General features: G+C 47.7%; 21 protein-coding genes. 15 read left to right on the top strand and 6 right to left on the bottom strand.

All coding sequences use genetic code 11. From position 1 onward, the window contains the following. Window positions 1–106 precede the first annotated feature (106 nt). The 6 genes from ACY2RR_RS09955 (at window position 107) to ACY2RR_RS09930 (ending at window position 4452) form a co-directional block, all read left to right on the top strand. Window positions 107–604 carry a peptidylprolyl isomerase gene (locus tag ACY2RR_RS09955; RefSeq protein WP_490107993.1) on the top strand — a complete coding sequence of 166 codons (498 nt, stop codon included), beginning with the start codon at window positions 107–109 and terminating at the stop codon, window positions 602–604. Between the two features lie 7 nt (window positions 605–611). Next, window positions 612–1328: a UDP-2,3-diacylglucosamine diphosphatase gene (locus ACY2RR_RS09950; protein ID WP_490107992.1), complete on the top strand. Its 717-nt coding sequence runs from the start codon at window positions 612–614 to the stop codon at window positions 1326–1328. A gap of 69 nt (window positions 1329–1397) precedes the next feature. Next, window positions 1398–2288: a M23 family metallopeptidase gene (locus tag ACY2RR_RS09945; RefSeq protein WP_490107991.1), complete on the top strand. Its 891-nt coding sequence runs from the start codon at window positions 1398–1400 to the stop codon at window positions 2286–2288. A gap of 147 nt (window positions 2289–2435) precedes the next feature. After that, window positions 2436–2540 (top strand): hypothetical protein, encoded by a 105-nt coding sequence (locus ACY2RR_RS09940; protein ID WP_490108394.1) that lies wholly within the window; start codon window positions 2436–2438, stop codon window positions 2538–2540. Window positions 2541–2652: 112 nt separating this feature from the next. Further along, window positions 2653–3981, top strand: coding sequence for a short-chain fatty acid transporter (locus ACY2RR_RS09935; protein ID WP_490107990.1), 1329 nt, complete (start codon window positions 2653–2655; stop codon window positions 3979–3981). 27 nt (window positions 3982–4008) lie between these two features. Further along, on the top strand, window positions 4009–4452 hold the full coding sequence (locus ACY2RR_RS09930; RefSeq protein ID WP_490107989.1) for a nucleoside deaminase: 444 nt from the start codon (window positions 4009–4011) through the stop codon (window positions 4450–4452). Here the strand turns inward: ACY2RR_RS09930 and ACY2RR_RS09925 are convergent, their stop codons facing one another. Further along, window positions 4453–5070, bottom strand: a complete 618-nt coding sequence (locus ACY2RR_RS09925) for a MiaE family protein (RefSeq protein ID WP_490107988.1) — start codon at window positions 5068–5070, stop codon at window positions 4453–4455. Between the two features lie 281 nt (window positions 5071–5351). On the opposite strand from ACY2RR_RS09925, the gene ACY2RR_RS09920 reads away from it, so the two are divergent. From ACY2RR_RS09920 to ACY2RR_RS09900, 5 genes are all read left to right on the top strand, one after another. Continuing rightward, entirely contained in the window at window positions 5352–6203 is an 852-nt protein-coding gene (locus tag ACY2RR_RS09920) for a universal stress protein (RefSeq protein ID WP_490107987.1), read from the top strand. A gap of 231 nt (window positions 6204–6434) precedes the next feature. After that, window positions 6435–7775, top strand: a complete 1341-nt coding sequence (locus ACY2RR_RS09915) for a hypothetical protein (RefSeq protein WP_490107986.1) — start codon at window positions 6435–6437, stop codon at window positions 7773–7775. Window positions 7776–8101: 326 nt separating this feature from the next. Next, window positions 8102–10693, top strand: coding sequence for a bifunctional aconitate hydratase 2/2-methylisocitrate dehydratase (locus ACY2RR_RS09910; protein ID WP_490107985.1), 2592 nt, complete (start codon window positions 8102–8104; stop codon window positions 10691–10693). Between the two features lie 279 nt (window positions 10694–10972). Beyond that, window positions 10973–11695 (top strand): hypothetical protein, encoded by a 723-nt coding sequence (locus ACY2RR_RS09905; protein ID WP_490107984.1) that lies wholly within the window; start codon window positions 10973–10975, stop codon window positions 11693–11695. A 180-nt stretch (window positions 11696–11875) separates the two neighbouring features. After that, window positions 11876–12556 (top strand): hypothetical protein, encoded by a 681-nt coding sequence (locus ACY2RR_RS09900; RefSeq protein ID WP_490107983.1) that lies wholly within the window; start codon window positions 11876–11878, stop codon window positions 12554–12556. Between the two features lie 54 nt (window positions 12557–12610). On the opposite strand, the gene ACY2RR_RS09895 is transcribed toward ACY2RR_RS09900, so the two are convergent. Further along, the gene (locus ACY2RR_RS09895) at window positions 12611–13519 is read right to left on the bottom strand and encodes an alpha/beta hydrolase (RefSeq protein ID WP_490107982.1); all 909 of its coding nucleotides are present in this window, start codon (window positions 13517–13519) and stop codon (window positions 12611–12613) included. A 126-nt stretch (window positions 13520–13645) separates the two neighbouring features. Further along, on the bottom strand, window positions 13646–14731 hold the full coding sequence (locus ACY2RR_RS09890) for a lipin/Ned1/Smp2 family protein (RefSeq protein WP_490107981.1): 1086 nt from the start codon (window positions 14729–14731) through the stop codon (window positions 13646–13648). A 243-nt stretch (window positions 14732–14974) separates the two neighbouring features. On the opposite strand from ACY2RR_RS09890, the gene ACY2RR_RS09885 reads away from it, so the two are divergent. After that, entirely contained in the window at window positions 14975–15967 is a 993-nt protein-coding gene (locus ACY2RR_RS09885; protein ID WP_490107980.1) for a hypothetical protein, read from the top strand. Here the strand turns inward: ACY2RR_RS09885 and ACY2RR_RS09880 are convergent. Beyond that, complete coding sequence (locus ACY2RR_RS09880) at window positions 15961–17859, bottom strand: M48 family metallopeptidase (RefSeq protein WP_490107979.1); 1899 nt, start codon at window positions 17857–17859, stop codon at window positions 15961–15963. The genes ACY2RR_RS09885 and ACY2RR_RS09880 overlap by 7 nt on opposite strands. A 14-nt stretch (window positions 17860–17873) precedes the next feature. Then, window positions 17874–18461 (bottom strand): LemA family protein, encoded by a 588-nt coding sequence (locus tag ACY2RR_RS09875; RefSeq protein ID WP_490107978.1) that lies wholly within the window; start codon window positions 18459–18461, stop codon window positions 17874–17876. A 364-nt stretch (window positions 18462–18825) separates the two neighbouring features. On the opposite strand from ACY2RR_RS09875, the gene ACY2RR_RS09870 reads away from it, so the two are divergent. The 3 genes from ACY2RR_RS09870 to ACY2RR_RS09860 all read left to right on the top strand — a co-directional run bounded on the left by ACY2RR_RS09870 (window position 18826) and on the right by ACY2RR_RS09860 (window position 21280). Continuing rightward, on the top strand, window positions 18826–19605 hold the full coding sequence (locus ACY2RR_RS09870; protein ID WP_490107977.1) for an outer membrane protein OmpK: 780 nt from the start codon (window positions 18826–18828) through the stop codon (window positions 19603–19605). Window positions 19606–19862: 257 nt separating this feature from the next. Further along, a complete protein-coding gene (locus tag ACY2RR_RS09865) occupies window positions 19863–21026 on the top strand; it encodes a Na/Pi symporter (RefSeq protein ID WP_490107976.1) in 1164 nt (387 codons plus the stop codon). A gap of 32 nt (window positions 21027–21058) precedes the next feature. After that, window positions 21059–21280 carry a hypothetical protein gene (locus ACY2RR_RS09860; RefSeq protein WP_490107975.1) on the top strand — a complete coding sequence of 74 codons (222 nt, stop codon included), beginning with the start codon at window positions 21059–21061 and terminating at the stop codon, window positions 21278–21280. A 66-nt stretch (window positions 21281–21346) separates the two neighbouring features. Here ACY2RR_RS09860 and ACY2RR_RS09855 read toward each other — a convergent pair whose 3' ends face one another. Continuing rightward, entirely contained in the window at window positions 21347–21985 is a 639-nt protein-coding gene (locus ACY2RR_RS09855) for a hypothetical protein (RefSeq protein ID WP_490107974.1), read from the bottom strand. Between the last annotated feature and the right edge of the window lie 251 nt (window positions 21986–22236).

The raw sequence follows: 22236 nt of genomic DNA, 5'->3' as shown, positions 1-22236 counted from the left end.
TTCCAGCAGAAATACACTCCAGAACTGCACAAATATCGTAAAGCGGTTATGATATACCCTTTGCCGCCAGTGGCGGCTCCCTCCTAACACTTCGGACTGCAATCTAATGGCTGTTATTCTTCACACCAACTATGGCGACATCACTCTGGAACTGGATGCAGAGAAAGCGCCCAAGACTGTTGCAAACTTTCTGGAATACGTTAAGTCCGGACACTACTCAAACACCATTTTCCACCGTGTTATCAATGGTTTCATGATTCAGGGCGGCGGCATGGCTCCCGGCATGGAAGAGAAGACTACTGGTCAGCCCATCAAGAACGAAGCTGACAATGGTCTGAAAAACACCACCGGTTCCATCGCTATGGCCCGCACCATGGACCCACACTCTGCTTCTGCCCAGTTCTTTATTAACGTTGCAGATAACGACTTCCTGAACCACAGCTCCAAGACTGAACAGGGCTGGGGTTACGCGGTATTCGGTAAAGTGACCGAAGGCATGGACGTGGTTAACAAGATCAAGAATGTGAAAACCGGCAGCTACGGTTTCCATCAGGACGTTCCTACTGAGGAAGTGCTGGTAGAATCTGCCGAAATCGTGGAGTAACTCTGTCTTGCGGTCGCTGTTTATCTCCGACCTGCACCTGACACCAGGACGCCCGGACATCACCCGGGCGTTTCTGCGTTTTCTGGAGCAGGATGCCCTTTCCGCCCAATCCCTGTACATTCTCGGTGACTTTTTTGAATACTGGATTGGCGATGATGTGATGGATGATTTTCACCATCAGATTGCCACAGCACTGAAAACTCTTGCCGATAAGGGCGTCAGTATTTTCATTATGCATGGCAACCGTGATTTCCTGATTGGCAAAACCTTTTGTCGCATAGCTGGCTGTACATGGCTGAAAGATCCAACGGTTATCACCCTTGGCGACAAGCCTGTTCTGTTAATGCACGGCGATAGCCTCTGTACCAGTGATGCTGGCTATATCCGCTTTCGGAAAATCATTCAGAACCCGATCACCAAGTTTATTCTTTTGGCTCTTCCCAGCAGTTACCGGCGCAATATTGCCCGCAAGCTCAGGGAAAATAGCATGGCCAATGCGGGTAAAAAAGCGCCCACAATTCTTGACGTGACTCAGGATGCGGTCAACAGTGAAATGGCGAAACACAAGGTGAAAACCCTGATTCATGGCCATACTCACCGTGCGGCGGTTCACCCTCTGGACAACAATGCTCAGCGTATTGTGCTGGGTGACTGGGACAAACTCGGTTGGTCTCTTTGCCACGACGAAAACGGCTTTGATCTTTCCAGCTTTCCTATAAGCTAACTTTCGGCCTGACATTCGCGTCATCACAGCTACTCTTCCCGGCGAACTTCTATGCTTGGATAAGTACCTATGACCTGGACAGGCCGACTGCTGATGACCCTGCTTTCTTTGCCAACCACTTGCTTTTCCGACGGAGAGTCCGTCGACAATCCATCCAGCAATCCGATTACCAATCAGCAGTTGAAAAGCGGGGAAGCACTGTTACTGTCACTTCCCTGCCCCAGCAATAAATGCACTGTCTCTTTTGATGGTGAGGATATTGCCGTTTATACGCACCCCAAGCTCCCGGGCCAAAGCCTGGTCGTGATAGCCACACCTCTGGATGCAACAGCCGGTGCCGAAAGAAAGCTTGTTTCCATGACTATGCCTGATGGCGGCAACTTTCCCTCTATCGAACTGGAAACTGTGGAACCGGATTACTCGGTGGAACCACTTTCGGTCAATCCAGACCTTGTCACTCCCCCAGAATATGCCCTTGAACGCATAAAAAAAGAACGCACTGAAATTGCCAATGCCTTGAAGACCAAAAACGCGCACCAACCTCTCACCAGTGGTTTTATTGAACCGGTTCCGCTTAAAAAAGTAACCAGCCCTTTCGGTATCCGCAGGCTTTATAACGAACAGTTGAAAGGCCGTCATACCGGGGTTGATCTGCGAGCTGCAGAAGGAACACCAGTACAGGCACCTCATGACGGCAAAGTGAAAATGGCGCAATCCAACTGGTATACCGGGGGACATATTGTGCTGGAACATGGCTGGGGAGTATCCAGTAGTTATTTCCATTTGTCCGAGATACAGGTGAAGGTTGGAGAGACTGTCAGTCAAGGGCAGCAAATCGCTTTAACCGGAGCGACAGGCCGGGTTACTGGCCCCCACCTGCATTGGGGAGTGCATGTGAATGGTACGCCGGTTAACCCACTGCAGTTTATGACTGACTCAACGCAGCTCTTTTCGCCTTGAAAAAGTTTGGGCACAGGTGCGCCACTGGCGCTACCTGAAAACATTTAACAAGCCACCTTAAAATTCAAGTGCTTCACCATCCGCAGGTATCAGCACCTTATCAGCCAGCCCCTGCTGCACCAGTGATTTTCGAAGCGTTACTCTGAGATTGCAGAGCTGGCGGGGTTCGGTTCAGAGAGAGTGTTTCACAAGCATTTCAAAACGGCTTTTCGCGTATCTCCCACACAGTGGCGAACATCCTTTAAACAATAGACTGGTTTTCCTAACAGCTCTGTCCCTGCATCTGACAATAAACATAAGTAAAACCCTCGCCAATGCCATCTAACCTGTAAGCCCATACAGAAAAAGGCATAAGGGGGAATCTATGCAGCGACTGACCATTTTCTTTGACCGGCTGATGCAGCGCTACCTGCCTGATCCATTTGTGCTCAGCCTGTTGCTGACAATGCTCTCATTCCTTTTGGGTTTCACCCTAACCGACAGCTCTGCATTGCAAATCGTGCAGTACTGGGGCGACTCGTTCTGGAAGCTGATACCGTTCACCATGCAAATGGTATTGATACTGGTGACCGGCTATATTCTTGCCCTTTCCCCACCGGTTCATAGTCTTCTGCAACGTACAGCCAGTCTGGCCAGAACATCTGGACAGGGAATTGTGCTGGTTACCCTATTTTCCATTGCTGCCTGCTGGATAAACTGGGGCTTTGGTCTGGTAACAGGTTCTTTATTCGCCCGACATATGGCCAGACAGCAACCGGATATTGATTACCGGCTGGTTATTGCCAGTGCCTATAGTGGTTTCCTGGTTTGGCATGGCGGATTGTCCGGCTCTATTCCTCTCAGCATTGCAACGGAGAATCATTTCCTGTCATCCATGATGGGAGTGATTCCAGTTTCAAAAACCTTAATGGCACCTTATAACCTGATCATTCTTGCCGCCTTACTGGTTGTATTACCACTGATTAACTGGTTGATGATGCCACCTGCCAAAGATCGGGTAACGGTGGATTCCAGCAAACTGGATAATGGTCACGCAGACTGGGTTCACTCCGTACCTGAAGATCAACCAATGACTCCAGCCCAAAATCTGGAACACAGTCGTCTTCTTCCTATTTTACCAGTAGTCATGGGACTGACTTATGCAGTCATTTACTTTCAAAAGCCCGGAAGTGGTTTAACTCTTGATATCGTGAATTTTCTATTTTTGATTCTAGGGATTCTCTGTCACGGCGATGCCAAACGTTTCCTGCACGCGGTCACGGAAAGTGTCAAAGGCGCTGGCGGTATTATTATTCAGTTCCCTTTTTATGCAGGAATTATGGGCATTGTGATGTCGTCGGGTCTTGGAGATCTGATTAGCCGACAATTCATAGCCCTGTCCACCACTGAAACACTGCCTCTTTACACTTTTCTCAGTGCGGGTCTGGTCAACCTTTTTGTGCCTTCCGGCGGTGGTCAATGGGCGGTGCAGGCTCCGGTACTGATTCCCGCTGCTCTTGAGTTGAATGTTGATACGGCAAAAATTGCCATGGCTATTGCCTGGGGTGATGCCTGGACTAATATGATCCAGCCGTTCTGGGCACTTCCTGCATTGGCCGTCGCCGGACTTAAGGCGCGAGATATCATGGGTTTCTGTCTTGTGCACCTATTGGTGAGCGGTGCCATTATTGGAGCTGTCTTTTATCTTATCTAAAAGCCGTACGTTTCTGAGGAGTATTCTGTGAGCGACTATATGGAACTGGCTATAGAACTGGCTGAAAAATCTCTCTGTGAAGGAGGCGTACCCATAGGTTCAGTACTGGTATGCAATGGGGAGGTTCTTGGAAAGGGCCATAACCAGCGAGTACAAAAAGGCAGCTCTATTCTTCACGGAGAAATGGATGCTCTGGAAAATGCCGGAAGACTTACATCGGACATTTACAAAAAGAGCACCCTTTATACAACTCTCTCCCCCTGCGACATGTGCTCAGGAGCGATTCTGCTATTTGGTATTCCCCATGTGGTGATTGGAGAAAACCAGAACTATACCGGTACCGAGGAGCTGCTTAAATCTCGAGGTGTAAACATTGAGGTGTTGCAAAATAGCAGATGTATTGAACTCATGCAGTCGTTTATCTGCAAGCACCCCGATCTCTGGTTTGAAGATATTTCCTCAGCCGTCTAATCAGTTGATAACACCGGAATGAAAACGGAACTCTTCATCTATTCCTTCTACAGCTTGTCGATCCGCTTCGGCAAAAACAGCGATACGATCGGCCAGATCATAACCAGCAGCATCCATAGCCAGAGTCAGGTAATCCTGAAAATGACGCGCTTCGGATTTCAGCAGTGAGAGATAAAACTTCTTCAGCTCATCATCCAGCAGCGGTGCCAGAACTTCAAAACGCTCACAGCTGCGCGCTTCAATAAAGGCCCCCACAACAAGAGTATCAATCATTCGCTCCGGTTCATGAGTGCACACATGGGCACGCATTTTCCCTGCATAGCCGGATGCACTCAGAGGTCGGTAAGGAATATTCCTTTTTTGTAGTAGTGCCAGCACCTGCTCAAAGTGTCGCAACTCTTCCCTGGCAAGCCGGGACATACGGTTCTGAAGATCGGTATGCTCGGTATAACGAAACATCAGATTAATAGCTGTTGCCGCTGCTTTCTTTTCGCAGTTGGCATGATCTATCAAGAGAACATCTTGCTGTAAAACAGCCTGTTGCAGCCATTTTTCCGGTGTTGGGCATAGTAGAAACTCATCCCGCTCAGGTAACAGCCAACGACGCTGACCGGTCATATTATTCTTCCTCTGTGGTCATTATTTTTCAGCGTATTATACCAGCCGCAATCATACGACAGTCATTATTTACCCGTTTTCAGGTCGGTTTATTTTTTAAACAAAAAAAACATACGTTCGTGCAACATATACCGAAGCAAAATTGATTTAGATCAATAGTTTGACCCCAAGCCCCAGCTACCATAAATTCAAAACGAACCGATGAGAAGCTGCTAAGGTCTGTTGTCGAAGCTTCGGCTGGCTCTCGCTTAAGAACAAATGGACATAATCAGGAGATCAGCATGCGCACTCTAACCAAAATGCTGGTGGTTGTAGATACCCGCAAATCTTCGAGTATCGCCCTTAACCGGGCCGTTATGATTGCCAAGGCAACCGACACTCCCATCGTGGTTCTGGCTCCAAACCCCCGAGCCAATGCAGAGTCCCAGGCTTGCCTGGATGCAATGATCCAACCCTTTGCCGAAGACGGCGTGGCTATTAGCGGTAGTGAACAATGGCATAACAGTGCCGTTGAAACCATTATTCACGTCCGCCAGCTTGAGCGCTGCAGTCTGGTGGTAAAAGCGACCAAACAGGAAAAAGGTATTGCCAGCATAGTTTCAACTCCTGAAGACTGGAGCCTTCTCAGACAATGCCGCGTTCCTGTTCTGCTCGTTAAAAACACTGAGAGCTGGAATGGCAAGAAAATCCTTGCGGCCATTGATGCCTGCCCTGGCGACAGCAGCCACGAAATTCTGAACAATGTCATAATGGAATATGCAGGAGCTATTTCCGGTGTGGCAGAAGCTGAGCTTCATATGGGTACAGCGCACCCCGGCCTGATGCTGAGCGGAGAAGACACTGAGCAGGATGCCCATGATCGTTACCAAAACAACTGTATTCCACTGGCCAAGCAATACGGCATCAGTGATGAGAATGTTCATGTTGAAGAAGGCCCTGCGGAAGTCTTTATCCCTGAACTCTCTAAGCGACTGGATACTCCACTTATTGTAATGGGTACTGTTGCCAATACCAGTTTGAAAGGTGCACTGCTGGGCAATACTGCAGAACAGATTCTGCATCATGTAGAGTGTGATGTATTAACTCTCAAGCCAAGAGATATCATGGACCCTCTTGAGAACGTTCTCAGCTGATCTTCATTCCTTATGCCCGGAAACTTTCTATTTCCGGGCAGTATTTTCTGAATTTCCACCCCTCCACAGGAACTTTCACCAATACCCTTCTAAACTCGTTCTTCCGGCACTCCTGCCGCCAAAGGATGAGGCTCCCTTTCAATGCCCCAAAAATGGCTTCCGTGTCGTTTAAAATTTTGCATGCTGCTCTTTTTAAGTTGCTGGACATCTGCAGACGACAACTTTCAGGGCATGGCCGACTGGGCCGAAGATGTAAAAATTCATCTGGAAAAAAAACAAGAAAGTGACAAAGGCCTGCTGGCCATACCTTCATGGATTCCCGGATACCTATTTCGCAATATGGACATACCAGAACCTCCTGTTCAAAGAGGCATACTGGATAAACTGGAATATGAGGGGGAAACTGCCCTTAAAGTCGCGGCAGCCTCTTTTGTAGCATTAGCAGCAAGGCCATTTCTGAAATACATTCTTGCCGGTGAAGATTATCCAACAAGTCGTTTCTGGAAGCCCAGCCTGTCTGCCACCATGTGGCATTTGCTCTCCGCTCGAACATTAACGCAGGTTATCAGTTCAGAGTCACTACTGTCGGGCCTTTACCGTGCCGGAGTACTCACAAATTTTTCCCCCTGGATGCGCAGCACCCTGATCCAAAGCAATATGTCAGCACCTGTTGCAACATTCATGTCGCAACTCCCTGCCCACCTGCCAGTTATGAGCAAACTCATTGCCAATGTGTTGATGTTGAATTCACCAGTAAAGCTTGAGCAACAGCAGATTGTATTCGAAGACAGCGAACTCAACTCTCTGGCTAAGGTTTTTCTGCAAAGCCCGTTACTGGACGGAAACTTTGAGCCTGTCATCGACATTATTCCAACTCCTGGAGCTGAGCTTCAAACACACCAACCCGCACAACCGGACAACTTTGCGTGGAAAAACCTGTTCCAGAAGTGTAACACTCTTGGTATCTCCTATCTTCGCCTCTACCCCGTTGTTGAAGGCGGTGGTAACCGCTTATATATGAGAGCGTGGCGTGACAATGAACCTGGGCAACGGGTTCTGGTTGCCCAGTTTATGGCACCCAGCCCGGTTTACTGGTGGACAGATCAGGTGATGTATAACGATCCTCTTATTCACTTCACCATTAACCCACTGTCACGACAAATTATCCATAGTCTTCCTGACTATCTGGCTTCCAGCACTCATGGAGAAGGGCTACCACAAAACACTCCCGAAACATTGCAACCAGCAAAAATTACCACGACAGCTCAGGGCAAGCTCACCACAATCATGAATGATCAGCACGGCATGGTTTTCCTGGACTGGAATACCCAATCAGAAAATAGTCACCTGCCACTGATCACACTGTTAACAGAAGATATTGAACAACCGGTAACCGAGCATCAGCTTTCTGCGATTAATCATACGCAGGCTCAGCAGTTAACTCCCTATGAGCAGCTAGCGGCCCGTGCTATGCACGATATGCTCTGGTTATTTGTTGCTTTGCAGGCCGACAGGGTCACTGGATATGGGGGGGATAAGATCTATAACTTCTTTTCCAGAATTGCTCCTTGATAAACGGGGACATTCACGGAAAATATACCCATCATTTCGGCATTTACTTAACTTGTGGTAGTGGCTTCGGTTATACTCTCGGCGCCGAGAACAAGACAAATTCAGTAACGAGGCACTGCCACGGACTGGATTGCCAGACAGGCACCACTCTTACCATAAACAAGAGTGCCACAAGCAGGGTTCACAAAAACCTCAGCTGTGGCCTGTCTTATTTACCCTGGGCCAGCCCGGCCCACCTCTCTACAGTGAGGGTCTATGGATGACATAGCTCACTCGGACAGAGTCAGGCAGTCCCGTCCCGCAGGTCACTTGATGAGGGTAAAATAATGCTAGAAGCGTATCGCAAACACGTCGAAGAACGTGCGGCGGAAGGTGTGCCGCCTAAACCTCTTAGCGCTGAGCAGGTCACTGGCCTGGTTGAGCTTCTGAAAAACCCTCCCGCAGGTGAAGAAGAGTACCTGCTTGATCTTCTGGAAAACCGTATTCCTCCTGGTGTTGATGAAGCCGCTTACGTGAAAGCTGGTTTTCTGGCTGCCGTTGTTTCTGGGGAAACAACATCACCACTGGTTGATAAAGAAAAAGCTGTTGTCCTGCTGGGTAACATGCACGGTGGTTACAACATCACCACTCTGGTTGAGCTGCTGGACGACGCCCAGCTGGGTGAACTGGCCGCAGCCGAATTGAAAGACACTTTGCTGATGTTTGATGCCTTCCACGATGTGGAAGAAAAAGCCAAAGCCGGTAACGCTAATGCTTCTGCAGTACTAAAGTCCTGGGCTGATGCTGAGTGGTTCACCAAGCGTGACAAGGTTGCTGAAAGCATCAAGATGACCGTGTTCAAGGTGACTGGCGAAACCAACACCGACGACCTGTCCCCTGCTCCTGATGCCTGGTCTCGTCCAGACATTCCTCTGCACGCCCGCGCTGCTTACAAGATGACCCGTGATGGTCTGACCCCTGAAGAGCATGGCGTAACCGGCCCTATGGCTCAGATCGAAGAGATCAAAGCCAAAGGCCTGCCTGTTGCTTTTGTTGGTGATGTTGTTGGTACCGGTTCTTCCCGTAAATCTGCGACCAACTCCGTACTGTGGTTCTTCGGTGACGACATGCCCGGCGTTCCTAACAAGCGCGGTGGTGGTGTGTGCATCGGTGGCAAGGTTGCTCCTATCTTCTTCAACACGATGGAAGATGCTGGCGCCCTGGTGTTCGAAGCCCCTGTAGACAAGATGAACATGGGTGACGTGATCGATATCCGCCCATACGAAGGTAAGGTACTGAACGAAGCTGGTGAAACCATCTCCGAATTCAGCTACAAGTCCGACGTGATTCTGGATGAAGTCCAGGCTGGCGGTCGTATCAACCTGATCATTGGTCGTGGCCTGACTGAAAAGGCGCGTGAATCTTTGGGTCTGGGCACGACTGACGTATTCCGTCGCCCGGTTGCTCCTAACGATTCTGGCAAAGGTTACACCCTGGCTCAGAAGATGGTGGGTAAGGCCTGCGGCGTTGAAGGTGTACGTGCCGGTCAATACTGCGAGCCTAAGATGACCACTGTCGGCTCTCAGGACACCACTGGCCCAATGACCCGTGACGAACTGAAAGACCTGGCTTGCCTGGGCTTCTCTTCTGACCTGGTTATGCAGTCTTTCTGTCACACTGCCGCTTATCCCAAGCCTGTTGACGTAGAAATGCAGCACACCCTGCCAGATTTCATCATGAACCGTGGCGGTGTTGCCCTGCGCCCTGGTGACGGTATCATCCACAGCTGGCTGAACCGTATGCTGCTGCCTGACACCGTAGGTACCGGTGGTGACTCTCACACCCGTTTCCCTCTGGGTATTTCTTTCCCTGCGGGTTCCGGACTGGTGGCTTTCGCAGCCGCAACCGGCGTTATGCCTCTGGATATGCCTGAATCCATTCTGGTCCGTTTCAAGGGTGAAATGCAGCCTGGTATCACCCTCCGTGACCTGGTTCATGCCATTCCTCTGTACGGTATCAAACAGGGTCTGCTGACGGTAGAGAAAGCGGGTAAGAAGAACGCATTCTCTGGTCGCGTTCTGGAGATCGAAGGTCTCGAATCCCTGACTGCCGAGCAGGCGTTTGAACTGTCTGATGCCTCTGCCGAGCGTTCCGCAGCCGGCTGTACCATCACGCTGTCTGATGAATCTGTTGCCGAATACCTGACCTCCAACGTAACCATGCTGCGCTGGATGATCAGCGAAGGTTATGGTGACCCTCGGACTCTGGAGCGTCGTGCCCAGAAGATGGAAGAGTGGCTGGCCAACCCTCAGCAGCTGCGTGCTGATCCAGATGCAGAGTACGCCGAGATCATTGAGATTGATCTGGCCGATATCAAAGAGCCAATTCTGTGTGCGCCTAACGATCCAGACGACGCCCGCACCTTGTCTGATGTCGCTGGCGACAAGGTTGACGAAGTGTTCCTGGGTTCCTGCATGACCAACATCGGTCACTTCCGTGCTGCCGGTAAGCTGCTGGAGCAGAACAAAGAGCCTCTGAAGACCCGCTTCTGGATGAGTCCTCCGACCAAGATGGACAAAGACCAGCTGATGGAAGAAGGCTACTACAACATTTACGGCAAGGCCGGTGTACGTACAGAAGTTCCAGGCTGCTCCCTGTGCATGGGTAACCAGGCACGGGTAAATGCTGGTGCAACAGTACTGTCTACCTCCACCCGTAACTTCCCGAACCGTTTAGGCGATGGTGCCAACGTGTATCTCTGCTCCGCAGAGCTGGCCGCTGTTGGTGCAATAATTGGTAAGATTCCTACGGCTGCAGAGTACATGGAATATGCCCAGAACCTCGACAGCATGTCTGCCGATGTTTACCGTTACCTGAACTTCGATAAGGTAGAGAGCTACCAGAAAGCGGCTGACGCGATTATCGCTAAAGCCAGCTGATCTATAGCTCTGCTCCTAACGAAAAAGGCCGGTTTCCCCAAAGGAACCGGCCTTTTTTTCAAGCCCTGAATTTAACGCCATCCTAATATTCTGGATCCTTAACACCTCCGTTATCTCTCCCTCACCCAAGAAATTCAATTTATTTTCAAAAACTTACAACAACAATTAGAATAACTAATTATTTATTATAATAATTTAGAGAAACTTATAGCGCTCCCTTTCCTCTAAATCTCGCTGCCACTTTGCAGCACAACACCAATTAATAAGGGAGTAAACACAATGAATAAACTACAACAAGCAGCCATCCCGGCAATAGCGGCATTTCTAAGCCTTAATCTCGAAGTTGCCGAGGCCGCTACAGCAAACACGATAACCATTGAGAACACCACGCCTTACAGCATGGTATTTGAAGGTCATCAAGTGCAGTCACCAAACACCGGCTTCACTTTCGATGAAACCTTTAAAGGCACTCAGGCTACAATCCCCGCTGGCAGCACTCTGACCGTGGGGGCCAGCTACTCCTCAGTGGAAACCAGTAAGAAAGGCCAACTGACTTTTGGCATAGGCACCACTGGAGAGTCTATCGCTCTCGTCTATCAGGTTTCACCGACAATCGAAGGTGGCAGTCAGGTTGACGTGTTTGAACCATCAACAGGTCTTCCTACTTATGCTGTACAAACTGTCAGTTCTTTCACAGGACCAGCAGCCAGCGGCGATTTAACAGTTGTTTTCAGCATGTCTGAAAGAGTCGCACAAGACCTGAGCAATTCAACTGTACTGGAACAGCTGAAACAGGGTCGCGCTCTATACAAGCAGCTTGCCCCGAAAATTCAAATGATGAGTATGCAACCCTCTGAAGAAGAGCTTGACGCTATGGCCAAAGATAAATCCACGGCCAAGCAGGCTAAAGCCATCATTGATTCCATTGGTACAGAGCATGACCAACCGACTGTGGAAGATGTGCTTGAGAAAGGAATGGAGATCATCAAGAAAATCAAGTAAACCTTTTGCAGGCCTTACTCAAGGCCTGCTTTTTCAATTATTTATTTCATCTGGAAATAAGGAGGCCACTTCGATAGACCCAGCAAAAACGTTACAAATGAACTTTACAACAATCGAAATATCTAAGAAGGGATCAACTATAAGTCATAGTCTCAACAAACAACAAGGGGAACAAAGATAATGAAAATCATATCGGGATCATTCTCCTGGCTCGCACTGGCACTGCTTAGTTCGATCAGTTTCACAGTTAACGCCGGACACCTGAGTTATTTTGAAGGCGATGTTGTTATCGTCAACAAAACCCCTTTCGCGTTGCAGTACAAAAAATTTACGCCCGTGATTCACAAAAAAGATCAGGTGGAAATGGGAGATTTTTCAACCAACCCTGATTTTGATAACCAAAACCACCTTATCCCTTCGAATGAAACAGTCTTTATTGGCCGTGGATCATCACTTGAGAAAAAATCAGAAGGTCGCTTACGCTTCAATTTTGTCAGCACTGACAGAGACTTTGATCTTCACTACCGTTTTGGCAAGAATAAGAACGATAACACCTGGGTAAGCATCAAGAGTGTTGATTCTGACGACAATTATCCTTTTGCCCAAGTACAAGTGACCCGAAACTGTATAGAAGGGTTGGTTCGCCCTGTACGGAGATATATGTGCACTGCCACTCTAACAATGGTGGAAGAACAGGCAGACTGTTTTTATGACAAATCCTGCACACCAACACCAACACCCGCCATTGAAACATCAACCTTGAAATGGGACGACGTCTGGTACAAGCAACAGGAAGACGACTGGGACAAAATAACAGCGCGCTATAAACTCACTCGAGAAAAACATGGTTGGCGGTTTTAAGTTCAAGTAAACCAAGAGGTATTAACGATTTATTCGTTAATACCTAGCGTGAATTCAGTGACCTAACAAGCCTTGATTAAAGAAATCAGAAATCAGTCTTGCTGACTTTTCCTTATCCGCCTGATAGCTACGGGTATGGCGTCCCTCAGGAATCTCCCAATAAAACTTCGGTTCGGCAGCAGCCTTATACAACGCCTGACCATGATTTACAGTGACAACTTTATCAGCCGTTCCATGAACGATCATCACCGGCCTGGGTGAAATGCTGGCTATAACATTGAGCGGAGTTCTGGTCTCAGTATCCAAACTTCCCCTTTTTTCATAAAACCAGCGAACAAGTTGTGAGAACTGCTCTACGGCAGGCAGCCCATAATCACTCCTGCCCCGCTCCTGGATAATGGTATCCAGATCCTGAAAACCAGAGTCAAACCAGCCAGCATCAATATCTGGATTTTCGGCCATCGCTAGAATTGATGTGGAAGCCCCCATGGAATATCCCACTACACCAATCTTATCGATACCCTTCTCTTTCATAAAAGAGACCGCAGCATGAACATCTTTGGCCTCATGGAAACCCATGGAATTAAAACTTCGTTCACTCTCACCAGAATTGCGGAGGTCAATCAGCACCATCGGATAACCCTGCTCACTGAGAGCAATAGCATCCCTAAGCCCCTCATGACGAGTGGCACCGCGACCATGAATTAGAACAATACCTGCGTTTTCCAAACGACCAGGAATAAACCAGCCACTCAGCCTCACACCATCTTCAGCTTCAAGCCCAATATCCTCATATTTAAGTCCTATCTGAGCAGGAGATTCGCAAAAAATGTAGTGCTCGGCATTGCAGGGGTAATCATTGGGATACAGCAATTGGCCGGAAAAATACCAGGCCCCAATCAATACTGCGGAAACAAAGAATACAGATACAGCTATGACAGCACGGCTTATTATTTTTAACATTACAACCGATCGTTTATGACGGACTTTAATAAACGACAAGTGTTACGTCAGTAGCGGGCAAAGGCAAGAGAGGAAAGAGTGTTGTGAGTCTTATACATAAGACTCACAACATATCAGACAAACGATTTAACGACGGCAGGCGGCTTCCTGTGTTTTTTCAACCACATCAAAGAAGTGGCCGCTATAGTCACCATGAATGGCCTGTGTTCCCTGGTTACCGGCATTAGAACCAATAATCCAAGTTTCACTCTTTGGAATACCGGAGTCAGCATAGGAAGTGATATCTGTGCTGGCATTGCCATAGGCACGAACAATTTTCAGACCTTTCTCCTGCTGAAGGTAGGTCAGATATTCGCGCTTATAGGTTTCGGTCTCATAACTTAACGGGCTGCCACCGTCATTATTGGTTCTCAGGTGCCACTGGGGAAGATCAACAACTTTGGTGAACCACTCTCTGGTATCACGGGCATTCCAGTAAGGTCGCCCTGTGACGTAAATCACCCGATAGCCCTTATCGATATAAGCCTGAACGGTTTCTTTGGCATAACCCCATGTCTGGGCCGTAGATGTGCCGAGGTAGTCACCTACCTGCTCAAAATCTGTCAGAGTCAGGGTGCCATCAATATCAAAGAGAACTGTCTCCTGACCTTTGGGCACTACAGAAACAAAGCCGTCAGCCTGAGTCAGATCACCTTCAACAACCATTCTGACGATATATTCACCCGCAGGCTTTTTGCCAAGGGATACACTGATCTTGCCATCGTCATTGGTCTTGAACTTGCCAAGGTAATCCCAGTTACTCATACCTGAACCATATACATAGGCATGGACGTATTCTTGCTCCAGATCCTTATGAAACGTACGACTGTAGTCGAACTTCCCTACAATCGTGATTTCCTCTTCCGGATTCACAACCTCGTCGTGCACCATGTGGTAAGGAGAGTGCGTACCGCTCCAATAACGACTGGACCAGCGGCGGAAACGCTTTTTCTCTGGCCCCTGAAACTCGGGCAAATTCAGTGCACCTTTGTAATCCGGGCATGTTCCAACGGTTTCAGGAACACTGGGGGATGGATTCGGGTCAGGGTTTGGAGCATCAAGCGCTGAAGCGGAAGCAGCACCCAAAGCCAGTGCCAGCACTGTAGCTTTGATGCCATGAGCCAGAAGATTATTTTGCATCAGTGACGTACCAGAGTGTCTGTGTAAAGTCATGAAATCGCCGTTCTTATTTTTATGGTCGGAAACTTTAGTGCAGGATCACAGTGCGTCCACAATTATTCATCCTGCCCGGAACTTTCCCTTTGCGAACAAGACGTATAAATATCAGCCTATTATTACAATTTCATTTACCATAAATGTTAGTTTTTATGTCACCACTGTCAGTCATAGATGTAATCAAAAATAGAATGCCATGGTCAAAGCTTTCTCCTGAAAAACATTGCCATGGTCATAGGAATGAACAGATACTCAGACGAGACCGCTACCAGCATACAGCAGGCAGGTTTTACCATCCTGCCACCATGCATTCCTGAGCATACACCGCCGCCCGCAGGTGAAGGGCTTGGCGCAACTGTCACATCCATCACTCCCGATCCTACTGTATCTATGCGCGAAGAACCTGAAATTCAGATTCAATCGTCATCGATCCATATTTCATTTCAAAGCCTCAGGAAAGGAATGTGTACAGACGATAAGGCCATTGCACCAGTCCACAAACAATTTGTCCTGCAAGGCGTGACAGGAAAATTCAGGCTATCAATAGATGAGAATATAGAACCTGTCCCAACTTTGATTACAGAGTTCTCATACCCCTATATTGGCCACAAACAAGAAATAGCTGTTGCCGCAGACATCTCCTGTTTTGAAACCTATGACACGACAGCTTACACATCAGGAAGGCAGGATGAACCTTTCCAATGCTCCATCTATCACGCCATGAATGATCCACTGCCAGATACACCGGCTCACTTTCGAATGGGCTTTGTCGAGGTCAGCCAGTGCAACCTGAACAGTGAACTGACAGCTCCTGCAGCAATCTGGAAGGCGTGTGATAAAGGGCAGATATATACTCGTTTGGAAGCCACTATCGTACCCAATATGCATCTCAGAAAGCTGGTGTTTGGCTCATTAAAACAGAGCTCAAACGGTGCTGAGGATAAGGCTTTTATCGTTAGCTTGTATCCTGTCGTCCATGAGTTCACCCTGAAAACCCTCCATGTGACAGGTACCGCTGGTGTAAAAGCCCTCAATAAAGAAGAATTGAGAAGTACCAGATTCTGCCTGCCAGTCGATATCACTGCCTGCTATGAAGTCAGAAAGCCTGAATCGGAAAGTCAGGCAGGAGTTATTGAAACTGCCACGAAATGGCTGGGATCACTATCACCCTCAAGCTGGATATGGGGAGAGCAACAGCAAACCACCTCCCCACTTGAGAAAAAGAATCAGTGAACCGAGTTTAATATTGGCGGCATAGGACATTCCATCACCAATGCCATAGCCCTTAAGGCTTGAGCTTCTGAAGGAACAACCTGTCCATCAAATTCTACACAAGTACAACAGGCCACCAGAAGATCCTCCTTGGCCTCAGGACACAAACGATTTAACCGTTTTAACGCCTGCTGCAAATGCTTGTAATTCATGCTCCGGAGTATGCTGACACCAAGAAAGTTTAAACTTGTCATCACCTGCTCAAAGCATTGGTTACGCTGGTCGGCTTTCATTTTTGACATGGCCAATAATGCACTGATAACCAGTACAACATCATCCCTGACCGGCTGCAAACTATGGAATGTTCGTGCTACCGAAATCGTTTCAGAAGCCTTCTCACAATAGTGGCTGATAATGGTGATTAATGCCCATTCCAGGGGGCTGGTTTTACCATCTGCACGACTGAGGGAGTACAAAACACTCATCAAAGTATTACGCTCGCTCAGCGTCATTTCCGCCACTCTGGAAAGACACAGTTCAAGAACAGGCAGGCGGTCTTCAATACCACACTTTTCCATATCTTCCAGGCATTCCAATGCCCGATTCAAAATATCCTGATCGTAACGTTTGCGGATAATATCCAGCTGTCGGGCTAGAACCTCTTGGTCGTCAGATAAGATCAGCGCCATAGCAATCGCAGAAAAGCGCTCAACCTGACGACAGGCACTCACCAGTCGCACAGGCAACTTATCCATAAAGGATGATACATTCTGAGTATGAGCTTTGGTGGGCTGACCAATAGCTTGTAATGAGGCACCCACCACTCCAACAGCACTTGCAAGCCCGGCAACTTGAGCAGGATTTATCTGGGAGCGTTTTTGCTCCTTCTTTTCAGTGGTGATATCCGGTTTTACCGGCTCCGGAGCAACAAAGCTTCCATCCCAACGAGGGTCAAGTTTACGGATTCTTTGTTCAAGGGGGGGATGGGTAGAAAACATGCCCGAGAGAGAACTGGATACAGCCTGTCCAAACATCATATGACTGGATTCCTGAGCCCGCGGCGATTCCAGCAAAGAACCGTAGGCAAAACCACCCACTTTTTGCAAAGCCGTTGCCAACCCTTCACGATTACGGGTGTATTGCACTGCTGATGCATCAGCCAGAAATTCACGGGTACGGCTGATTGACGCCTTAATCATATTGCCGAAAAAAGCACCGCTATAACCAATCACCATCAACCCAATGCCGCCAATCATTACCGGACCCGACTCTTTAGATCGGGAATGCCCGGCAGAACGCAGCATAAAATAACCCAACTCTGCCAGCATGGTGATGCCAAAAACAATGCCCACCAGTCGCATATTCAGGCGCATATCGCCGTGAACGATATGGCTCATTTCATGGGCTATTACACCTTCCAGCTCTTCCCTGCTCAGCAGCTCCATCGTGCCTTTGGTTACACCAATGACTGCATCGTTAAAGCTATAGCCAGCAGCAAAAGCATTAATACCCATCTCACCATGAAGAATATATACAGCAGGAACGGGCATTCCTGAAGCCAGCGCCATTTCTTCCACAACATTGAGCAGCCGCCGTTCAAAAAACTTATCAGCTCCTGGTGCAACGGGGTGCCCACCTAAGGAACGGGCAACGGCTCTGCCCCCACCGCCTGCCATAGCGATGGTTTTAATGACGCTGGCAACCAAAACCACTGAGCCAATAACAGCCAGAGAGATTAAAAAAGTACCAAGATTTAAAAACTCCGCCCAGGATGACTCCGGGTTCTTATAAATCTGAAGCCCGGCATACAAGAGGTTGCTCATGACTACCAGGCTCAGAACAGCCAGAGTCATCAATACAACCAGCAAGCCAGTTTTCCTGCGGGCATCAGACTGCCACTGAAAAAAACTCATACAACAGGTTCCGATCAGAAGCTGATTTTAGGAGCAGCCTGTATCTGTTGGCTGTCCTCAAATTCCAGCAATTTGGCATCTTGAGTATGACCAAATGTACCGGCAAAGATCACCGCAGGAAGGGATTGGCGATAAGTGTTGTAGTCAGTTACGGAGTCGTTATAGAACTGACGAGCGCGTGAAACCTTATTTTCTGTACTGGTTAACTCTTCCGTCAGCTGTTGCATATTGGCACTGGCTTTCAGGTCCGGGTAGTTTTCCATTACAACATTCAGCTGCCCCAAGGCACCGGCCAGAGCTTTTTCTGCACCACTGATGCCTGAAATATCGCCTTTACCACCAGCAACAGCTTTCAAAACTTGTGAAGCCTGGTTACGTGCAGCGATAACATTTTCCAGGGTTTCTTTCTCATGTTTTAGATAACCTTTGACGGTTTCTACCAAATTGGGAATCAGGTCATAGCGGCGTTTAAGCTGAACCTCAATTTGAGAAAAGGCGTTCTGCCAGCCATTTCTCTTGCTTACCAGGTTGTTATAGATGCTGACGACCATCACTACGATGGCAACCAGAAAGCCTAAAAAAATCAGAGATGAGATATCCATTTTTTATCATTCTCATAATTATTATTTAATCTTGCAGGGATTCTATCAGCTTCAGTAAGGATTCAAATACTGTTGAGTTATCAATAAAAGTAATGTGTTTAACCGTTCTCGTTTTTGCAGAACTAGGCATTTGCCCTCCCCTGAAATTCCAGCGGCATAGCATGTTTTTCAGTGACAGTGATCTTCTAGCATTTCGGCCACTTGCTGGTGATTCTGCTGAATAACAGTACGCTTTGATGCTGTTTCATAAAGATCTCACCTCAAAGTCTCCAGATAACGTTTGCGTAAATGCATGGCTCGCAGGGGGCGAGTTATTTACGCAAACGTTGCCGACATAAACACATAACCAACACAAGGCAGTACAATGAAACTAAAGTACGTACTTGCAGGTACCCTTGCTGCAATGACCATTGCCGCACCGGTTTCAGCCAAACAGTTGTGGAGTGATTTCAGCCTGACCCTTCTCGAGTCTAAAGACTTGGAAATGGTTGGAGGAGGTAACGATCGAACCAGTGATGCCAAAGTCGTTACCTTTGAGCATTCTTCCGGCCACAACTGGGGAGACACTTTCTTCTTCGTTGATCGTGTCAATCCTGACAAGAAAGACGTCAGTTCCAGTACTTACTTCGAATTCAGTCCAAGGTTGAGCCTCAGCTATTTAACCGGTAATAAATTAACCTGGGGACCTATTCAGGATGTGTTTGTTGCCACAACTTGGGAAAGCAGTTCAGGTGAGAGCGACTTTGATAACTACATGGCTGGCTTTGGTGTAAACCTTGATGTACCAGGCTTCAAATATTTCAAACTGAATGTTTATAAAGTAAATAACGGTGAGATAAACAGCCAGTTTGAGAAAGACAACGATGAAATGCTGTCCGTTTCATGGGCGTACCCTTTCTCTTTGGGTAACGAAGATTTCTTAATCGACGGTTTCCTGGATTGGTCAAGCGCGGCAGACAACCATGCTGCAGAGATGAACTTTACCCCACAAATCAAATGGAATGTCGGTAAACACTTTGATACATCGAAGCCAGTGTATTTAGGTGTTGAATACTCATATTGGAAAAACAAATATGGTTTCAAAGATGAAGCATTTGAAACTGACCAGAAGAGTTTGAGTTTAATCGCCAAGATTCACTTCTAATATTGAAGTGAAAAATACAAAGGGCTGAGTTTCAGCCCTTTGTTTAAAAACACAAAATTAAATTTATACGCCAAACACCTACCAACACAACAGACATTGCTAACACAACGCATCCAAACAAATCATCTGCGAAACAACATACAAATCTCCAACGGTTGACCGCATTTATCTACGCACTCTCCAGATTGCGTACTTTTTAAATGTTTATAAAGTGCACAGCGCACCCGATAGGGGTTATTTTTCTTCTGGAATGACAAATGCAAGCGACACAAACGGTCCAGACCACCCGGATCAATCTCAGTGATATCCGTCAGTGGGTAACCGTTATTGGGATGATTTACCTGCTGCTGCTGGCAGTGGGCATGATTGGCACCGGCTTTAAATGGGCTGCCGGTGGCGCTGAAGGTGCTCGAGAATTATTTGCCTTTGCCACCAACCCGTTTATGGGACTTATTATCGGCACCATGGCCACAGCACTGGTGCAATCCTCCAGTACAGTCACATCTATTATTGTTGGTCTTGTGGGTGGCGGCCTGCCAGTCTCTATTGCCATCCCCATGATTCTTGGTGTGAATATTGGCACAACCATGACTGCTACTCTCGTGAGTCTGGGCAGCCTGGGTGGAGCACGTAAAACCTTCCGCCGTTCTTTTGCTGCTGCAACCGTGCATGGTTTCTTTAATCTGATGGCTGTCTTTATCTTTATGCCGTTAGAAATGTCTACAGGGTTCCTCGGAAAGCTTTCCAGCTCTATGGCGCATTTCTTCTATGGCGACGGCAATGCTTCCGGTATGGATATGGGCGGCTTTGATTTTGTAAAACCGATCACCAAGCCTGTTGTACACCAGATTGGCGATATGCTGTCGTTTCTTCCTGGAAACTACGGTGGTGTAGCGCTGGCTCTGCTGGGTCTGGTATTTGTATTTTTCTCTATCGGTGTGCTCGGTAGCACCCTGAAAGTATTGATGGTTGGCCGCTCCAAAGACCTACTTCACAGAGCTATCGGTAACGGCCCGGTGAAAAGTATTGCTTCCGGCGCCCTGATCACTGTTGCGGTACAATCTTCTTCAACAACCACCAGCCTTATTGTTCCTCTGGCAGGTAGTGGTGTATTCCGATTGAAAGATGTTTACCCCTTCACTCTGGGTGCAAATATCGGAACCTGTATTACCGCCCTTCTGGCAGCCACAACAGTGACTGGTGCCATGGCTATGCAGGGGTTGCAAATTGCCTTTGTACACCTGTTGTTTAACGTAAGTGCAGTACTGCTGATTTATTGCATTCCTCAGTTGCGTGCCATTCCTTTCCGGACTGCACGAGTATTTGCGCAGAAGGCGAGCCGCAATAAGGGTATTGTATTTGCTTACATAATTGGTGTGTTCTTTGTGCTGCCAGGTCTGTTAATCTTCGTAACCGGCTGAATGCCAATCAAGTAAATAGATTAGGAAGTGAAATGCACCAATTAAAGGCATTCAAAAAACAGCGTAAAGATATCAAAATTCGCCTTAAAGCAGCAAAGCGTGAAGTGAAAGCGCTAGAGCAAGAGCTAAAGACTCTGCGTATGCAGGAACAGCATAAGGCTGCTGACAACCTGGAATACTGGCTTGACAAAGGCCAGAATGATCGCATCAGCCTGCTGGCTCGCTTAGGCAATCTGCTGAAAGCACAAAGCTAAACGGCATTTGTAATGCACGTAAAAATAAAGCCAGCGGCTCAATAATGACCGCTGGCTTTATTTTTTCTATTTACTTGTATCAACTGGCTCGCCATTGATATTAATGATTCGACAGGGTGGTGTTTCACCTTCTTCAAAGTTCCAGTGACAACGTTTTAAAGCTTCGCTGACAGCCTCTTCTACGGAAATGGCGTTATCAACACTGGCACAGTGCCCACTCTCTGAAAAAGCAAAAGCTTTGGGTCTTTTTCCATTGATGTAGTCAACATAGATCTCTTTAATCAGCTTCTTGTTGTATTTCGCGTTATTGAGAATCTCTGGGAGAACAGCGCTGGAAGCCAGCCGATGTCTATCATCATCGATTGGTTTGATTGTCTTATTGCCTACCTTTACCAGGTAGCAGGGCTCCCCACCGGGCATCGCATACTTGGCACACTCTTTCAGGGCTTTCGCTGATGCCTGTTCCTGTGAGTTCACCTCATACCACATTCCCCAGGCACCATCTGCTGAGCAGGCATAGGCTTTATAGCCAGCCTTCTTTTCATAGGTATTCAACCGCTCCACCTCATCTTTATGATGAACACAAAATGGTAAGGCTTGCCCTTGTTCCGATTCTTTGCTGATAGAACTGCAACCCGACAAGACTGCCGTGGCGATAAATACAAGAACAAAGAATCCGTTTGATAGACGCTGACACATTGTCATAGATATTTCCCTCTCACTTTATTGATACAAGGTTAGACAGAGTATTTATGCAGAGGGTGATGAGAGTTAGGGAAAAGTCAGTACCACGAACCGAAGTGTTAAAAGCGCCTCAAATATCCTTGCAAAGTGGAACCAGCGTAAAGAGAGGATAAAAATGTAATTTGAGGGACAAACACCAAACCAGCCGATTGCGTCGTGTAATGCATCTTGGTTGGGATGCATAGAGAACGTGAGGAACAAAAATTGCTTAT

The sequence above is a fragment of the Parendozoicomonas sp. 2304DJ65-17 genome (assembly GCF_058148445.1).
Note: the sequence above shows the minus strand (reverse complement) of the source record. Positions and strands in the feature narration are given on the sequence as shown.

What these genes read in the sequence shown, in the direction of transcription:
- ACY2RR_RS09890 (WP_490107981.1), bottom strand. Translation starts at nt 14,731, where the DNA reads ATGACTTTACACAGACACTCTGGTACGTCACTGATGCAAAATAATCTT.
- ACY2RR_RS09925 (WP_490107988.1), bottom strand. Translation starts at nt 5,070, where the DNA reads ATGACCGGTCAGCGTCGTTGGCTGTTACCTGAGCGGGATGAGTTTCTA.
- ACY2RR_RS09945 (WP_490107991.1), top strand. Translation starts at nt 1,398, where the DNA reads ATGACCTGGACAGGCCGACTGCTGATGACCCTGCTTTCTTTGCCAACC.
- ACY2RR_RS09920 (WP_490107987.1), top strand. Translation starts at nt 5,352, where the DNA reads ATGCGCACTCTAACCAAAATGCTGGTGGTTGTAGATACCCGCAAATCT.
- ACY2RR_RS09935 (WP_490107990.1), top strand. Translation starts at nt 2,653, where the DNA reads ATGCAGCGACTGACCATTTTCTTTGACCGGCTGATGCAGCGCTACCTG.
- ACY2RR_RS09860 (WP_490107975.1), top strand. Translation starts at nt 21,059, where the DNA reads ATGCACCAATTAAAGGCATTCAAAAAACAGCGTAAAGATATCAAAATT.
- ACY2RR_RS09885 (WP_490107980.1), top strand. Translation starts at nt 14,975, where the DNA reads ATGAACAGATACTCAGACGAGACCGCTACCAGCATACAGCAGGCAGGT.
- ACY2RR_RS09865 (WP_490107976.1), top strand. Translation starts at nt 19,863, where the DNA reads ATGCAAGCGACACAAACGGTCCAGACCACCCGGATCAATCTCAGTGAT.
- ACY2RR_RS09875 (WP_490107978.1), bottom strand. Translation starts at nt 18,461, where the DNA reads ATGGATATCTCATCTCTGATTTTTTTAGGCTTTCTGGTTGCCATCGTA.
- ACY2RR_RS09880 (WP_490107979.1), bottom strand. Translation starts at nt 17,859, where the DNA reads ATGAGTTTTTTTCAGTGGCAGTCTGATGCCCGCAGGAAAACTGGCTTG.
- ACY2RR_RS09855 (WP_490107974.1), bottom strand. Translation starts at nt 21,985, where the DNA reads ATGACAATGTGTCAGCGTCTATCAAACGGATTCTTTGTTCTTGTATTT.
- ACY2RR_RS09910 (WP_490107985.1), top strand. Translation starts at nt 8,102, where the DNA reads ATGCTAGAAGCGTATCGCAAACACGTCGAAGAACGTGCGGCGGAAGGT.
- ACY2RR_RS09905 (WP_490107984.1), top strand. Translation starts at nt 10,973, where the DNA reads ATGAATAAACTACAACAAGCAGCCATCCCGGCAATAGCGGCATTTCTA.
- ACY2RR_RS09915 (WP_490107986.1), top strand. Translation starts at nt 6,435, where the DNA reads ATGGCCGACTGGGCCGAAGATGTAAAAATTCATCTGGAAAAAAAACAA.
- ACY2RR_RS09870 (WP_490107977.1), top strand. Translation starts at nt 18,826, where the DNA reads ATGAAACTAAAGTACGTACTTGCAGGTACCCTTGCTGCAATGACCATT.
- ACY2RR_RS09900 (WP_490107983.1), top strand. Translation starts at nt 11,876, where the DNA reads ATGAAAATCATATCGGGATCATTCTCCTGGCTCGCACTGGCACTGCTT.
- ACY2RR_RS09895 (WP_490107982.1), bottom strand. Translation starts at nt 13,519, where the DNA reads ATGTTAAAAATAATAAGCCGTGCTGTCATAGCTGTATCTGTATTCTTT.
- ACY2RR_RS09955 (WP_490107993.1), top strand. Translation starts at nt 107, where the DNA reads ATGGCTGTTATTCTTCACACCAACTATGGCGACATCACTCTGGAACTG.